Source organism: Streptomyces sp. NPDC057136, assembly GCF_042670885.1.
GTDB lineage: Bacteria > Actinomycetota > Actinomycetes > Streptomycetales > Streptomycetaceae > Streptomyces.
The window spans coordinates 275,156-289,805 of record NZ_JBHUUV010000005.1 but is presented as its reverse complement, the minus strand read 5'-3'; the positions used below and the strand labels follow the sequence as shown (position 1 = coordinate 289,805).

General features: G+C 70.2%; 13 protein-coding genes and 1 tRNA gene. 8 read left to right on the top strand and 6 right to left on the bottom strand.

Going from position 1 to position 14,650, the window contains the following annotated elements; genetic code table 11:
* Positions 1 to 348: 348 nt before the first annotated feature.
* Positions 349 to 2,283, bottom strand: a complete 1,935-nt coding sequence (locus ACFT7S_RS09475; RefSeq protein WP_382729119.1) for a rhamnogalacturonan lyase — start codon at positions 2,281 to 2,283, stop codon at positions 349 to 351.
* Between the two features lie 220 nt (positions 2,284 to 2,503).
* On the opposite strand from ACFT7S_RS09475, the gene ACFT7S_RS09470 reads away from it, so the two are divergent.
* The 3 genes from ACFT7S_RS09470 (at position 2,504) to ACFT7S_RS09460 (ending at position 4,820) form a co-directional block, all read left to right on the top strand.
* Positions 2,504 to 3,052 (top strand): SigE family RNA polymerase sigma factor, encoded by a 549-nt coding sequence (locus ACFT7S_RS09470; RefSeq protein WP_382729237.1) that lies wholly within the window; start codon positions 2,504 to 2,506, stop codon positions 3,050 to 3,052.
* Positions 3,049 to 3,873, top strand: coding sequence for a hypothetical protein (locus ACFT7S_RS09465; protein ID WP_382729117.1), 825 nt, complete (start codon positions 3,049 to 3,051; stop codon positions 3,871 to 3,873). The genes ACFT7S_RS09470 and ACFT7S_RS09465 overlap by 4 nt, the downstream gene beginning before the upstream one ends.
* Before the next feature lie 107 nt (positions 3,874 to 3,980).
* The gene (locus ACFT7S_RS09460; RefSeq protein ID WP_382729115.1) at positions 3,981 to 4,820 is read left to right on the top strand and encodes a pectate lyase; all 840 of its coding nucleotides are present in this window, start codon (positions 3,981 to 3,983) and stop codon (positions 4,818 to 4,820) included.
* Between the two features lie 60 nt (positions 4,821 to 4,880).
* Here the strand turns inward: ACFT7S_RS09460 and ACFT7S_RS09455 are convergent, their stop codons facing one another.
* Entirely contained in the window at positions 4,881 to 6,032 is a 1,152-nt protein-coding gene (locus ACFT7S_RS09455; protein WP_382729113.1) for a pectate lyase, read from the bottom strand.
* Between the two features lie 226 nt (positions 6,033 to 6,258).
* On the opposite strand from ACFT7S_RS09455, the gene ACFT7S_RS09450 reads away from it, so the two are divergent.
* Positions 6,259 to 7,308, top strand: a complete 1,050-nt coding sequence (locus ACFT7S_RS09450; protein ID WP_382729111.1) for a rhamnogalacturonan acetylesterase — start codon at positions 6,259 to 6,261, stop codon at positions 7,306 to 7,308.
* Positions 7,309 to 7,397: 89 nt separating this feature from the next.
* Here the strand turns inward: ACFT7S_RS09450 and ACFT7S_RS09445 are convergent.
* Positions 7,398 to 7,485 (bottom strand) — tRNA-Leu (locus ACFT7S_RS09445).
* Positions 7,486 to 7,629: 144 nt separating this feature from the next.
* On the opposite strand from ACFT7S_RS09445, the gene ACFT7S_RS09440 reads away from it, so the two are divergent.
* The 3 genes from ACFT7S_RS09440 to ACFT7S_RS09430 all read left to right on the top strand — a co-directional run bounded on the left by ACFT7S_RS09440 (position 7,630) and on the right by ACFT7S_RS09430 (position 10,245).
* Positions 7,630 to 8,994, top strand: a complete 1,365-nt coding sequence (locus tag ACFT7S_RS09440; RefSeq protein WP_382729109.1) for a M20/M25/M40 family metallo-hydrolase — start codon at positions 7,630 to 7,632, stop codon at positions 8,992 to 8,994.
* A 143-nt stretch (positions 8,995 to 9,137) separates the two neighbouring features.
* Positions 9,138 to 9,371: a chaplin ChpH gene (gene chpH, locus ACFT7S_RS09435; protein WP_382729107.1), complete on the top strand. Its 234-nt coding sequence runs from the start codon at positions 9,138 to 9,140 to the stop codon at positions 9,369 to 9,371.
* 139 nt (positions 9,372 to 9,510) lie between these two features.
* The gene (locus ACFT7S_RS09430; RefSeq protein WP_382729105.1) at positions 9,511 to 10,245 is read left to right on the top strand and encodes a chaplin; all 735 of its coding nucleotides are present in this window, start codon (positions 9,511 to 9,513) and stop codon (positions 10,243 to 10,245) included.
* Positions 10,246 to 10,315: 70 nt separating this feature from the next.
* On the opposite strand, the gene ACFT7S_RS09425 is transcribed toward ACFT7S_RS09430, so the two are convergent.
* Entirely contained in the window at positions 10,316 to 10,504 is a 189-nt protein-coding gene (locus ACFT7S_RS09425; RefSeq protein ID WP_056786418.1) for a DUF5703 family protein, read from the bottom strand.
* A 47-nt stretch (positions 10,505 to 10,551) separates the two neighbouring features.
* Between ACFT7S_RS09425 and ACFT7S_RS09420 the strand changes: the two genes are divergently transcribed.
* Positions 10,552 to 11,211 (top strand): hypothetical protein, encoded by a 660-nt coding sequence (locus ACFT7S_RS09420; RefSeq protein ID WP_382729103.1) that lies wholly within the window; start codon positions 10,552 to 10,554, stop codon positions 11,209 to 11,211.
* A gap of 94 nt (positions 11,212 to 11,305) precedes the next feature.
* On the opposite strand, the gene ACFT7S_RS09415 is transcribed toward ACFT7S_RS09420, so the two are convergent.
* Complete coding sequence (locus ACFT7S_RS09415) at positions 11,306 to 13,612, bottom strand: helix-hairpin-helix domain-containing protein (RefSeq protein ID WP_382729101.1); 2,307 nt, start codon at positions 13,610 to 13,612, stop codon at positions 11,306 to 11,308.
* Positions 13,609 to 14,592, bottom strand: coding sequence for an aldo/keto reductase (locus tag ACFT7S_RS09410; protein WP_382729099.1), 984 nt, complete (start codon positions 14,590 to 14,592; stop codon positions 13,609 to 13,611). The genes ACFT7S_RS09415 and ACFT7S_RS09410 overlap by 4 nt, the downstream gene beginning before the upstream one ends.
* Positions 14,593 to 14,650 lie beyond the last annotated feature (58 nt).

Genomic DNA, 14,650 nt, shown 5'->3' with positions numbered 1-14,650 from the left:
GGTTCCGGCACGCTCGCGGTACGGACTCCGGTCGGCTGTGGCGGTCACTGATCTGTCCCTCTCGTGGGTGGGGGCGGGACGCTGCGGACACCCCCTGCGGCCCATCATCTCAATGGGCCACCGGTCTCAGTGCACGTCCACCGAGTACGCGCTGGTGTCCAGGCGGCCCTTGCCCTTGAAGACCTCGGTGCCCGCCTCAGATACCCGACAGATACTTGTCGTTGGTCAGCAGGTTGCGGCGGACCAGGGCCTGCGTCCACTGGCGATCTTGCCGGTGCGGGAGAGCCGGGGGCGTCGGTGCTGCATGGTGGTGGGCCTTCCGTCTGGGGGGCTGGAGAGGGGGGACTGCTACTTCGTGCCGAGGTAGTAGCTGACCTGCGGCGGCTGGTTGTATCCGGTGTTCTGCCAGGCCACGCCGAGCCGGTAGACCGGGTCGCTCATCAGCGTCGGCAGGCGGAACTCCGTGGGGTGCGGGGTGGAGTACAGCCGAAGCGCCGTGGAGTCGTTGTTGCGCCACAGCATCTCCTCGCGCCAGTCGCCGAGGAGGTCGGCGCTCAGCGCGGGGCTGCCCTTGGTCCAGTTGTTGGACTTGGCGTCCTGGTCGTACCAGATGCGGCTGAGCTCCGGCACGCCGTTGTACTTCAGTACCTGGGCGTAGCCGACACCCGCCGTGCCCGACCAGCGGTGGTCGAGGAGTTCACGGTTGGCGTCGCCGTCCCACCAGATGGCGGAGTTGTACGAGGCTCCGCCGCCGAAGGTCGGGACCGCATCACTGATCTTGGTGCCGTCGGCCGCGAACAGTCCGCCACCGCTCGACCAGCACTCGGCACCGGCGTAACTGCGCGTCAGGTCTGCGCAGATGCCGCGGCCGACGTCGGTGCCCGTCTTGGTTCCCCAGAGGATCGCGCCGGTCTTCGCGTCGTGCATCTCGTAGCCGTACGCGGAGTCGGTGTGCTCGTGCACATTGAAGGACTCCAGGCCGGGGCGGGCCGGGTTCAGATCGCCCACGTGCAGCGCGTCGCCGTGCCCCAGCCTGGTGGTCCACAGCCCGTTGCCGTTGTCGTCGACGGCCATGGCGCCGTAGATGATCTCGTCCTTGCCGTCCGCGTCCACGTCGGCGACCGCGAGGTTGTGGTTGCCCTGCTGGTCGTAACCCTTGCCGGCGTTGGTGGAGCTGTTGGTGTCGAACTTCCAGCGGCGGTTGAGGTCGGTGCCGTTCCAGTCGTACGCGGCGATCGCGATGCGCTCGTAGATGCCCCGGCTGAAGATCATGCTGGGTGCCGAACCGTTGAGGTACGCGGTGGCGGAGAGCAGCCGGCCTTCCCGGTTGCCCCAGGTGTCGCCCCAGTCGGAGACCGCGCCGCGGGCGGGCTCGAAGGGAACGGAGTCCATCACCCTGCCGGTCTGCCCGTTGAAGACGGACAGATACTCGGGTCCGCTCAGCACCGCGCAGTTGGCGGCGAGATGCGAGGCCGTCGCGTCACCGACGACGGTGCCCGCGGAGTCCTTGGAGCCGTCGGAGGTGCGCACGGCCATCTCGGCCTTGCCGTCGCCGTCGTAGTCGTACACCTGGAACGAGTCGTAGTGCGAGCCGCTGCGCACATTCGTCCCCAGGTCGACCCGCCACAGCCGCTTGCCGCTCAGCTCGTAAGCGTCGTAGACCGTCGGCCCGGTACAGGTACCGGAGTTGGCCACATCGGTGGCGTTGGACGGCACCCACTTCAGCACCAGTTCATAGGCGCCGTCGCCGTCCAGGTCTGCGGTGGAGGCGTCATTGGCGGCGTAGGTGTAGGCGACGCCGTCCCGGGTGGTTCCGCCCGCCGGTTTGTCGAGGGGAATGTCGAGACGGCCCGAGGCCCAGACGCCCGACTTCTCGCCGGGCTGTTCGACACCGTTCACGATGGCCCGGATCTCGTACGAGGAGCTGGAACTGCTGTCCGGATCGAGGAAGTTGGTCTTCTTGGTCTCCGTGATCAGTGTGGAGCCGCGGTACAGCTTGAAGGACACGCTCTCGGCGTCGCTGCCGAGCATGCGCCAGGTGACCATCACACCACCGCTCGCGGGCACGGCGACCAGACCGCGGTCCAGCTTCTCGGCCACGCGCGCGGCGGCCAGTGCAGCGGTGGCCTTGTTGGCGGGCGCGGAGATCTCCTCGGCCGCCCCGGCCGACTGACCGACCGACAGAACACCCGCGGTCACGGTGAGCGCGGCGGCGAGTGCCCCTCCGGCGAGCGCGCGCCCTCGGCGGCGGCGGCGGTGGGAGACGTGCGGGGATCGGGACATGGGGGACCTCGTCGTCGTCGTAGAGGGACCGATACGTCTCCTGGTCGCCGCAGGTCCCCGGAAGGTTGCCGCCTCCGCGGAGTCCGTTCCCGGCGGAAAGCAGGGCCTCCGTCGGCCGTTTGACCTCTCGTGTGCCCGCCTCTATCGTTCGGCGTTCGGCATTCCAGATGTTGTACGAAATTGCGAACAACGCATGTTCGGGTCGGTGAGCGAGGTGCCCATGTGTGCGGCCGTTGATGACGCAACCAGGGAGTTCGATGCCTTCTTCGAGGCGCATTTCGCCGAACTCTCGCGCCTCGCTCACCTGCTGACCGGCGACTCCACCGGAGCGGACGACCTGGCGGCGGATGCCCTGCTCGCGCTCTGGCGGCGCTGGGACCGGATGCGCGCAGCCGAATACCCCGTCGCGTACGCCCGTGGAGTGGTGGCCAACATGGCGCGCAGCCGTATCCGCAGCGCGGTGCGCGAGCGCAGAAGGATCACACTGTTCTGGTCGAGCCAGAGCGAGGTGACGGACGGCCCGGACGTGCCTGCCGTGATCGACGTACAGGAGGCGCTGAGCAGACTGCCGTTCCGCAAGCGGGCCTGTGTGGTGCTGCGGCACGCCTTCGATCTCTCCGAGAGGGACACGGCCCTCGCCCTGGGGATCTCGGTGGGTACGGTGAAGAGCCAGACGTCGAAGGGAATGGCCGAACTGCAACGGCAGTTGACCCCGCTCCCCGGAGTGGAACGGGTGCAGGCCGCGGCCCCGGGAGGGAGGACAGCATGAAGGACGACGACCTGCGCCGCCGGCTGCGGGGCGCTGCGCACACGCACACGCCCGACCGGGAGCGCATGCGTGCCCGCGTGGAGCGGGGCATGGGCGGCCATGAGGCCGCGGCGGCGCACCGGGCCCCCGGGCCTGCGATGTCCTGGCTGCGCGTCGTGAGCGCGACCGCGTCCGTGGCCGGCGTCTTCGCCGTCGGCGGGTACGCCGTCGCTTCCTCCGTGAGCGATGAGGACCCACTCCCGCAGACCGTGGCGACGACCTCCGCACCCGTGGTCACACCGACCACCCCGTCGGCGACCCCCGAGCCGCTCCGTACGTCCGCATTGCCCACCCCGTCCGCACCGCGACCGACCGGGACTCCGCACACGCAGCGCCCGTCCGACCCGCCGGAGAGCGAGCCCTCGCAGAGCCCGTCCGCAGCGGACCTGCTCTGGGCGGACGGCTCGATCGACCCGGGCAGCAGCACCCACTGGGCGCAGAGCAATGTCACCGTCAAGGCGAAGAAGCCGCTGACCTCGCTCACCGTCGAACTGCGCGTCGCGCTGACCGGCGAGGTCGCGGACACCGGCAACTGGCGCTCGCTGCCCGCCGAGGACTTCGAGGTCTCGGTGGACAAGGACGACGGCTTCCTCGTCTACCGCTGGACCCTCGGAGCGGGACGGACCGTCCCGGTCGGTACGTATGTGTTCGCGGGCCAGTACAACCACGCCGAGGGGAAGCGGGACGCGGGCGACGACGTGTACTCGGTCGAGGCCGGCACCTCGGGCACGCCGGGGGAACGGGACGACGTACGGGGCGACTTCGCGCCGACCTCGGACTGAGGCCCCCGGCATCTCCGTCAGGAATTTTCGATTCCGCGGCAACCCCGGGCCGGGCGGCGGCGACCAGTGAATGAAAGGTCACCCCGACACCCCGAGGAATGGAACACATGAGTCAACTGAGTGGACGATCCGAACTGCGCAAGGGGCGCAAGCGGCGCCTGACACGGCGCCGTGCCATTGGCGCGCTGACCGCCGCGGTCGCACTCACCGGGGCCGCCGTCGCCACCAACGTCATGCTGTCGCCGGCCGGTGCCGCCGCTGCCTGGCCGACCCCCAAGGGCCAGCAGGCGGTGCCCGCCACCATCGAGGTGTCGGGCACGTACGACGGCGGCCTCAAGCGCTTCTACGGCAGCGGAGAACTGGGCGGCGACGGCCAGGACGAGGGCCAGGACCCCATATTCGAGCTGAAGGACGGCGCGGTCCTGAAGAACGTCGTCCTCGGCTCCCCGGCCGCCGACGGCGTTCACTGCGCGGGCAGCTGCACGCTGCAGAACGTCTGGTGGGAGGACGTCGGCGAGGACGCCGCGACCTTCAAGGGCAAGTCGGCCGGCTCCGTCTACACGGTGTACGGCGGCGGCGCCAGGAAGGCGTCCGACAAGGTCTTCCAGTTCAACGGAGCCGGCAAGCTCGTCATCACCAAGTTCCAGGTGTCCGAGTTCGGCAAGCTGGTCCGTTCCTGCGGCAACTGCTCGACGCAGTACAAGCGGGCGATCATCGTGAACGACGTCGACATCACCGCTCCCGGCAAGTCGATCGTCGGGATCAACACCAATTACGGTGACACCGCGGCGCTGCGCAACATCCGTATCCACGGCGACAGCGGCAAGAAGATCGCCACCTGTGACCGGTTCACCGGCAACAACACGGGTGCCGAGCCGCCGAAAACGGGCACGGGCCCCGACGGGACGTACTGCCGCTTCACGGCCTCGGACATCAGCTACCAGTAACCGCACCACGCGCGCGCCCCCGCCGGTCGGATCCGGCGGGGGCGCCGCTGTGCGTGCCGCTCAGTTCATGGTCGAGCCGATCGTGCTGCTGCCCGTGGTCAGGAAGACCGTCGCGGGGAGCGAACCGTCCGCACCGCGGGCGCCGTACACGGTGGTGGCATCGGTGGACCTGAAGGCGGGCGTCGCCACTCCGCTGTCCCAGTTGTTGGCGGCCGAGACGGTGGAACTGCCGAGCTTGGCGAGGCCGTTGCCGTTGGCCACGGCGAGGTTCCTGGCGAGCCGGGCCGTGCCGGTGGCGAAGTAGTAGCCGGACTCCTTGTTGGCGTACGCGGTGTTGCGGTTGAGGAGGATCTGGCCCGGGTTGCTGTTCTCGGTGAAGCCGTGGAGCGTGTTGTCCCAGGCCGCGTTGTTGTTCACCACGTGCGCGGCGACCGCACCGCCGCCGCCGAGCTTGAAGCCGTTGCCGTTGCCCTCGAAGGCGGAATCGTTCCAGCGGTTCTTTCCGTTGCCGAACGCCCAGGTGTGCTCGACGGTGACGGGGCCCGCGAACTGCCACAGGTCCATGCCGTCGTCCGCGTTGTTGTAGAGACGCGCCCCGGTGATCCTGTTGCCCGTGCCGGAACCGAACTTCACGGCGAGTCCGTCGGCGTTCTGGCCGTGGTTCGCGGCGTCGTAGTTTCCGTAACTGTCCAGATTCTGCACGAGGTTGTCGGTCGTGCCGTCGCCGCGCAGGGTGAATCCGGAGTCGCCGTTGTTCGCGGTGACCACGTTCTTGAAGATGCCGCCGACGGACGAGGTCGCGACGAAGCCCTGGGCGGGGGAGTTCTGGAAGGTGACGTTCTGGACGGTCCAGTAGTCGCCGTAGATCCCGGCCAGCCAGGACCCGGCGGCCAGCTTCGAGCCGTCGATCCGCACCTTCTCGCTGCCGTACGCGACGAGGGTGATCCGCGCGGCGGAGGTGCCGTTCGCCGTGCTCTTCAACGTGACGGCCGGGTAGTACGTACCGCCGCGCACCTGGATGACGGTGCCGGCCGTGGCCTCGGCAACCGCACTCTGCAGCGCCGCGGTCGTCGATACGACCACGGTGCTGCCGCCGGCATCGGCATCATCCGGGGCGAGACCCAGAAAGACGCCTCCCGCGCCCGCCGTGACGGCGACAGCGGCGGCGATGGTGAGAGTACGGGTCCTGCGGTGGCGTCCGGTGCTGCTCACAGCAGTTGGTCCTTTCCTGGAGGTGCTGGTAAGGGGACGGCCCGGCATCCCGCATCCGCGGGGCCGCCTCCACCCCCTTGTCGCCACCGGCCACGTGATGAGTTGCCGCGGCACAAGTGCGGCCAACCCGGACGGCTTCGCGTCACCCCGTAGATAGCGCTTACCAACTCATCGTAAGGTCCTGCGACTGAATCCATTCAATCGCGTTCGATCCGAGGAGTGCTCCATGCGCCGAGCCGCTACCGTCCTGTTGGCCGCCTGCACCACAGCCGCCGCCCTGACCGGCCTGACCGCGGCTCCCGCATGGGCGGACGGTGACCCGACAGGTCTCGGTCACTGCACCGGCACCGCGCCTTTCGTCTGCCACTTCGACGTCGCCCCCGGCGCCTACCGTGTCTCGGCACTCCTCGGCGGCGGCGTGGAGCCCGGTTCCACGGACGTCACCGCCGAGACGCGCAGAACCATGCTCGCCGAGACCCCGAACGCCGCCGGCCGGACCGTGCGCCGCACCTTCACCGTGGATGTGCGCGACCCGGAGGGCGAACCGACCGGCGCCACCGGAACCCGTGGCCTCGACCTCACCTTCGGCGGTACGGCCCCTCACCTCGCCGCGCTCCGCGTCACTCCGGTCCGTACTCCCCAGATACTCCTCGCGGGCGACTCCACCGTCTGTGACCAGCCCGGCGACCCCTACTCCGGCTGGGGGCAACAGCTTCCCCAGTACCTCACCGACCGGCTGACCGTCGCCAACTACGCCGACTCCGGGGAAGGTTCACAGTCCTTCCGCGACAACCCGGTGCTCTTCCCCGCCCTGCAGTCCCGGATCAAGCACGGTGACCTCGTCCTGATCCAGCTCGCCCACAACGACAAGCAGACCGACCGCGAGACCTACCGCGCCAACCTCACCGCGATGATCGAGGGGGTACGGGCGAAGGGCGGGAAGCCGGTCCTCGTCACGCCGATCGTCCGCCGCTGGTTCAACGGCGACGGCACCCTCGACAACGGCACCGCGCTCATCGTCAACGGCCTGGGAGTGGACCTGCCCGCCGAGATGCGCGCGCTCGCCACCGAGCACCGCACCCCGCTCGTCGACCTCACCGCCCTGACCAAGGCGCGGGTGGAGGAGCTCGGCCCCGAGGGCTCCAAGGCCCTCTACCTGTACAACGAGCGGCGCGACAACACCCACACGTCCACGCGCGGGGCCACCGAGTACGCCGCACTCGTCCTGGGTGAACTCCGCGACCAGGGGCTCGTTGCCCAGCGCACGATCCGCTGATGAAACCCGGGGTCCGGTGAGGGCCCGTAGACCCCGTGAACGACGAATCACCGGTGAGCCTGGAGGCTCAACCGGTGATTCGTGCTTGCTGGTGTCCGAGGGGGGACTTGAACCCCCACGCCCGATAAAGGGCACTAGCACCTCAAGCTAGCGCGTCTGCCATTCCGCCACCCGGACAAGGTGTCTGTCTCGCGGGCCCGGCCCGTTCCGACGTGGAAAACCATAGCAAACATTCGGGGGTGCTCGATCACGCCAGGGATGGTGTGAAGGGTGGATGACAGGGGGCGGGCGCCCTTGGGTGCACGGCGCGGGCGCGGGAGGATGAGGGGGAGCACCACAGCGACAGTGGAAGGAAGCAGCGTGAGCGAGACCAACACGGCGCGGACCGTCTCCGGCGAGGACGAGGTCGTGGACCTCTGCCGTGACCTGATCCGGATCGACACCAGCAACTACGGGGACCACTCGGGACCGGGGGAGCGGCTCGCCGCCGAGTACGTCGCGGAGAAGCTCGCCGAGGTCGGGCTCGAACCGCAGATCTTCGAATCCCACAAGGGCCGTGCCTCCACCGTGGCCCGGATCGCAGGTGAGGACCGGTCCAGGCCCGCGCTGCTCATCCACGGGCACACCGATGTGGTCCCGGCCAACGCGGCCGACTGGACCCACGACCCGTTCTCGGGCGAGATCGCGGACGGCTGCGTGTGGGGCCGCGGCGCGGTCGACATGAAGGACATGGACGCGATGACCCTCGCGGTCATCCGCGACCGCATGCGCAGCGGCCGCAAGCCGCCGCGCGACATCGTGCTGGCCTTCCTGGCGGACGAGGAGGCGGGCGGCACCTACGGGGCCCGGTACCTCGTCGACAAGCACCCCGGACTGTTCGAGGGCGTCACCGAGGCCATCAGCGAGGTCGGCGGGTTCTCCTTCACCGTCAACGAGAATCTGCGGCTCTACCTCGTGGAGACGGCCCAGAAGGGCATGCACTGGATGAAGCTGACCGTGGACGGCACCGCCGGTCACGGTTCGATGATCCACAAGGACAACGCGATCACGGAGCTCTGCGAGGCCGTCGGACGCCTCGGCCGGCACAAGTTCCCCGTGCGGGTGACCAAGACCCTGCGGCACTTCCTGGACGAGCTCTCGGACGCCCTGGGCACCGAGCTCGACCCCGAGAACATGGACGAGACGCTCGCCAAGCTGGGCGGCATCTCCAAGCTCATCGGCGCCTCGCTCCAGAACACCGCCAACCCGACCCAGCTCGGTGCGGGCTACAAGGTCAACGTCATTCCGGGACAGGCGACCGCCCACGTCGACGGACGGTTCCTGCCGGGGTACGAGGAGGAGTTCCTGGCCGACCTGGACCGGATTCTCGGCCCCAACGTGAAGCGCGAGGACGTGCACGCGGACAAGGCGCTGGAGACCACCTTCGACGGCGCCCTCGTCGACGCGATGCAGACGGCGCTGGTGGCCGAGGACCCGATCGCGCGCGCCGTGCCGTACATGCTCTCGGCGGGCACCGACGCGAAGTCCTTCGACGATCTGGGCATCCGTGGCTTCGGGTTCGCTCCGCTGAAGCTGCCGCCCGAGCTCGACTTCGCGGGCATGTTCCACGGCGTGGACGAGCGTGTGCCGGTCGACGGTCTGAAGTTCGGCGTGCGCGTGCTCGACCGCTTCATCGACAACTCCTGAAGACATGGCCGGGATATTCGCCAGGGTGTGCGTACATGACCAGAAAGAGTGAAAGCGGGCAGGCGCTCGTAGCCCCACCACCCACTCCTCGTTACAAGTGATGCGGTCCGCGGCTGGGACCGCATTGCCAACTAGGAGGAATAATGATCAAGAAGGTTGCCGCCATCGCGGCCGCTACTGGTGGTCTCGTGCTCGCGGGTGCGGGTATGGCCATCGCTGACTCGGGCGCCCAGGGTGCTGCCGTCGGCAGCCCCGGCGTGCTTTCGGGCAACGCCGTTCAGGTCCCCGTCCACGTCCCGGTGAACGCGTGTGGAAACACCGCCTCCGTGATCGGGCTGCTGAACCCCGCCTTCGGTAACCCCTGCGTCAACGCGTGACGTTGATCGTCAACCCGTAAGGGTTTGAGCTCGCTCGGCCCCGGAGTGCGCGCCATGCACTCCGGGGCCGCTGGGCATTCGGCCCTCGCGCGGTCGCGTCCGGGGGTATTTCGGAAGGCAGAAGGCAGGAAACGAACCTATGCGACAGGTCACACGTAAGGGCCTGATCACCATGGCAGCGGCGGGCGGAGTGCTCGCGCTGAGTGGTGGTTACGCGCACGCCGACGCGGGAGCGGCCGGCTCCGCGTCGAATTCCCCGGGGGTGCTGTCAGGGAATTCCATCCAGGTCCCGATCGACGTACCGGTCAATGTGTGCGGTAACTCGGTCAGCGTCGTCGGACTGCTCAACCCGGCAACCGGAAACGACTGCGGCAACGGATCGGCGGACACCGGCCCCGCGCAAGACGCCACCGCCGGCGGGGCCGACGAGGGTATGTCGAGCGCCCCGGGGACCGGTCGGCACCGCGCCCCCGCGGCCACGGCCGGGGGGGAGGCCACGGGCTCGCCGGGCATCGGCTCCGGCAACCACGTCGAGGTCCCGATCGACATTCCGGTGAACGTCTGCGGCAACAGCGTCACCATCGGTGGACTGCTCAACCCGGTCTTCGGCAACGACTGCGGCAACGACGCGGAGGTGAGCCCGCCGACCGAGTACCCGGAGACGCCCGCCACTCCGGGCACGCCGGCCGACCCGGCCCACCCGCCCGTGAACGGGCCCTCCGAGCCGAACGCTCTGGAGCCCCAGCTCCTCCCGGACGAGCAGCTCGCACAGACCGGGGCGGGCGGGCTCGACCTGCTGATCCCGGCGAGCGCGGGCCTGCTGCTCGCCGGCGCGGGCACGGTGCTCTACCGCCGCTCCCGCAGCGCCGCGTAACGGCACGGCGACACCGGCGTACGAGCGTGGGATGGAGCGGGCCGTGCGACTCCGCGCGGCCCGCTCCGCTTCACCAGGTAGCCCGTAGCTGGCGGATGATCCGTCGCCGCAACCGCACTCTGCGGCTGCCGTCCCGGCGCAGCGTCAGTCGGTCCAACTCCCAGTGTCCGTACTCGGCATGGTCGGTGAGCAGTCGGGTCGCTTCCTTGCGGGACACCCCGCGCGGCACGTACACGTCGACAAATTCGTATTCCGGCATCGCATCTATTGTGCGGGCAGAGCCCGTGTACGGATAGCGTCTGCACTATGTCTGATGCTGCGCAGCCCACCGCTGCCGAGGTACGCGCCGCCGCCGAAGCGGTCAAAGCCGCGCTCGACCGTCACCTCGACGCGGTCGAACGCCGTACCGGGGACGACGATCCCGCCGTCTACGAGGCGTTCAACGCACTGGCCGCTGCGGCCGAGGTCTACGACGAGCTGCTCTACGAACGTCATGACGAGGTCACTCCTTTTGAGATCCCTGGTGCGGACGACTCGTTGCCGCCGTACGCCGGACCGGAGGAGCCCCATGCGCTGAGTGTGCTGATCCGGCGGGACTACGCCGTGGTGGAGCCCCCGAGGCTGCTCGCCCAGGCGCAGCGGCTCGCCGACGTCGATCCGGACGAGCGCGGCGGCGAGGCCGCCGCGGTGGTCGGTACGAGTGTGCATGCCGCGCTCGGTGTGATCTTCGGGGAGTACGAGGCGGACGAGATCGCCTCGCGGCACAAGGAGTTCGGTCTGGAGGAGGGTGACTCCACGCTCTGGGTCGCCGCCGCCGACGAGCTTCCGGAGCCGGGGGAGTGGCTGGGCGCCCCCTTCGACCAGGCCGATCCGCAGTTGGTGGTCTGCCGGTTCGACGTCAGTTCGGTCTTCGACGAGGACGAGCTGGACGAGGACCTGGAGGACCTGACGGCCGACAGCTCCTGACCATCGCCCGGCGCAGCGTGAGCGATGCCTGTGGCCCCGGTGCGACGCACCGGGGCCACAGGGCTGTCCGGACCGAGGCCCGGGTCTTGTTGAGCTAGGAGGCGGCGTCCGGGGTCGGCAGGGCCTCCAGGAGGGGCCGCAGCCGGGTCGTGCGCTCCTGGGCGGGGATCTCGGCCACCGCGCGCGGGAGGGCCTGGTCCACACCGTGGACGACCGACAGATGGCGCTCACCGCGGCTGAAGGCGGTGTACACCCACGGCCTGCTCAGCCCTTGTGCGGCGTCGCCGGGCAGGACGACGACGACGGCGGGCCAGCGCATGCCGGCCGCCTGGTGGGCACTGAGCGCCCAGCTGTGCCGTACGGACGACTCGACCCGGTCCTGGGGTACGACGACGGGGGTGCCCGAGCAGTCCAGGTGAAGGCCGTCGGCGTCGGCCGAGACGACCGACCCGGGCACGGCGCGGCCGGGCGCGGGGACATGGACGACGCGGTCGCCCGGGTCGAAGCCGCCGAACCGGCCGGGGCCCGGGTTGAGCCGCTGCTTGAGCGCCGTGTTCAGCGCTCTGGTGCCCGCCGAGCCGCCGTGGCCCACGGTGATCACCTGGGTGTCGGACGAGGGCACGCCGATGGCCCGGGGTACGGAATCGGCGACCAGCTGCACGGTGCGGTGGACCGCCTCGCCCGCGTCGCGCACGGGAACGATCACCACTTCCTTGCCGGGCGCCTCGACCTGGCTCAGCTCACCGATGCCGATGCCGGAGACCAGCTCGCCGATCGGACCGGGATCGGGGGTGCGGGACACCACCTGCGGGCACGCCCGGGAGGCCAGTACATCCGCGAACACCCGGCCCGCGCCGGCGGAACCGAGCACTCCGGGATCGCCGCTCAGCACCAGCCGGGTGCCGTCGGCGAGGGATTCCACCAGGATCGCAGCGGTCTCCACGTCCAGCTGCGGAGCATCGAGCACCACCAGCAGATCGAGCGCCAGCGCCCCCTCCTCGTCCCGGCCGGGGCCCTCCGTGCCGGAGAGCAGCCCGGAGAGCATGACCGCCGCCAGAGGGTCACCCACCGCCGTGGCGAGCCGCTGCCGGCCGTCCACGCTGTGGGTGGCTCCCACGGCCCGGAGTCCCAGGCCGTTCGCCGCCGCGATCAGCGCCGCGGGTTCGGCCCGCGCCGCCTCGCCGCCCGAGTGGACGACCAGGCCGCCGGTGGCGACCGTACGGATGAGCTCGGCAGCCGAGGGGGACGGGGCGGCGGACGCGGCCTGCGACCAGTCGGTCCCCTTCTCGCAGGCGTTCAGCAGCCGTGCCAGGCCGTCGGCGAGGCTCTCCTCGGCCAGGGCGTAACGGTCGAGTCCCAGCAGCACCTGCACCGGCTGCTGCTCGTCACCGGTGTCCTCCCCGGCGCTTTCGCCGGGCTGGTCGTCCTGCTCGTCCTGGTGATCCTGCTCGTCCTGCTCGTCCGGGGCGGCGGACGCGGTGGGGTCCAGGCCTTCCTGGAAGACGAGGACCACGCCCTCGGCGACGGCGTGGTCCACGGCCGCGTCCGGTTCGGTCACCGCACGTTCGGCCAGCGCCGCGCGTACCGCCGACGCGTCCAGCGCGGTGTGGCCCTGGAGCGCTGCCCGCTCCAGCAGCCAGCCGACGAGCGCAGCGGTGCGCCGCTCGTCGTCCGGTCCGCACTCCGCGCCCAGCAGGGCGCGGGCGAATCCGTCGGCCTGCTCGGGGCGGACCCCGGGCACGGCCAGCAGCTGCCAGGGATCGGCGCGCAGGGCGTCCGCGGCCTGTTCACCGAGGGTCTCGGCCGCCGGGCGCGCCAGTGCCTCGGGTGCTCCGCCCTCGGCGAGCACCGCCTGCGCCGCCGCCGTGGCTTCGGGCGACACGCCCTGCGCGGAGCGGGACGGTTCCGGCACCCGGGGCCGTGCGGGCGCGGGGGCGGCCGACTGGACGGCGCGACGGGGCGCGGGGGGCGATGCGGGGGAGTCGTAGAAGGCCGCGCCGGTCTTCTCGCCGCTCTCGACGGCCCGTACGGCCGCCAGGAGATCCGCCGCGGTGCCGCTCAGCTTCGTACCGGCCGGGATGGGGCCTTCCTTCTCGGCCTTGCGCTGCTCGATGCGCTCGCGCAGTTCCCGCTGGGCGGCGAGCTCGGCCTCGGCCTCGGAGAGTGCGGGCGTCACCGCCTCACCGGCTCCCTCGGTAGCGGCAGCGGCCTCATCGGTTTCACCGGCCTCCTCGGTGCCCTCGGTGGGCGGGTCGTCCTCGCCGGAGACATCGGTGGAGGAGACGTCCGTGGAGACATCGGTGGAGACCTCGGCGGCCGAGGTGTCGGCGGCGGCGAGGTCGCCGTCCTCGGTGTCTTCGGCCGAGGGGCCTGGGGTTTCCCCCCGGGGAAGCGCAGTCACAGCGTGCTCCAGTCCTGGTCGGGATAGCGGTGCACGGGCGCCGACACATCGTCGAGCGCCTGGCAGATCTCGTCAGGAAGACTAAGCGCCTCCACTGACAAAGCCTCCGTGAGCTGCTGCGCGTTGCGCGCGCCGATGATCGGGGCCACCACCCCGGGGCGGTCCCGCACCCAGGCCAGCGCCACATGAAGGGCCGTGGTCGAGAGGCCTTCGGCGGCCGTGGCCACCGCGTCCACGATGCGGCTCGCCGGGTCGTCCAGATACGGCTCGACGAACGGAGCCAGGTGCTCCGAGGCACCCCGCGAGCCGGAAGGCGTACCCAGCCGGTACTTCCCCGTCAGTACGCCGCGCCCCAGCGGGGACGAGGGCAGCAGCCCCATCCCCAGGTCGAGCGCGGCCGGCAGCACCTCCCGTTCGACGCCCCGCTGCAACAGCGAGTACTCCATCTGCGTACTCGCCAGCCGGCTGCGCACGCCGGGCGCCGCGAGCTGCCAGGTGGCCGCCTTGGCGAGCTGCCAGCCGCAGAAGTTCGACACTCCCGCGTACCGGACACGACCGGAGGACACCGCAAGGTCCACCGCCTGAAGCGTCTCTTCCAGGGGGGTCACCGGATCGAAGGCGTGGATCTGCCACAGGTCGACGTAGTCCGTGCCGAGCCGGTCGAGCGAGGCGTCGAGCGCGGCGAGCAGATGGCCGCGCGATCCGTCGAAGCGGCGGTACGGATCGGGCACGCTGCCCGCCTTCGTGGCGATGACGAGATCCCGCCGTGGCACCAGGCTGTCGACGAATCGCCCGAGCAGATATTCGGCCTCCCCGCCGCCGTACACATCGGCCGTGTCGACCAGCGTCCCGCCCTCGTCCCAGAAGGCTTTGAGCTGGTCGGCGGCGTCGTGTTCGTCGGTGTCCCGGCCCCAGGTGAGAGTGCCGAGCCCGATCCGTGACACGCGAAGGCCGGTACGGCCGAGATGCCTCTGCTCCATGGGCGCTGAGATTACTGGCCATCACCCCATGGAGTGGAAGCCTGTGGACAACGTGACG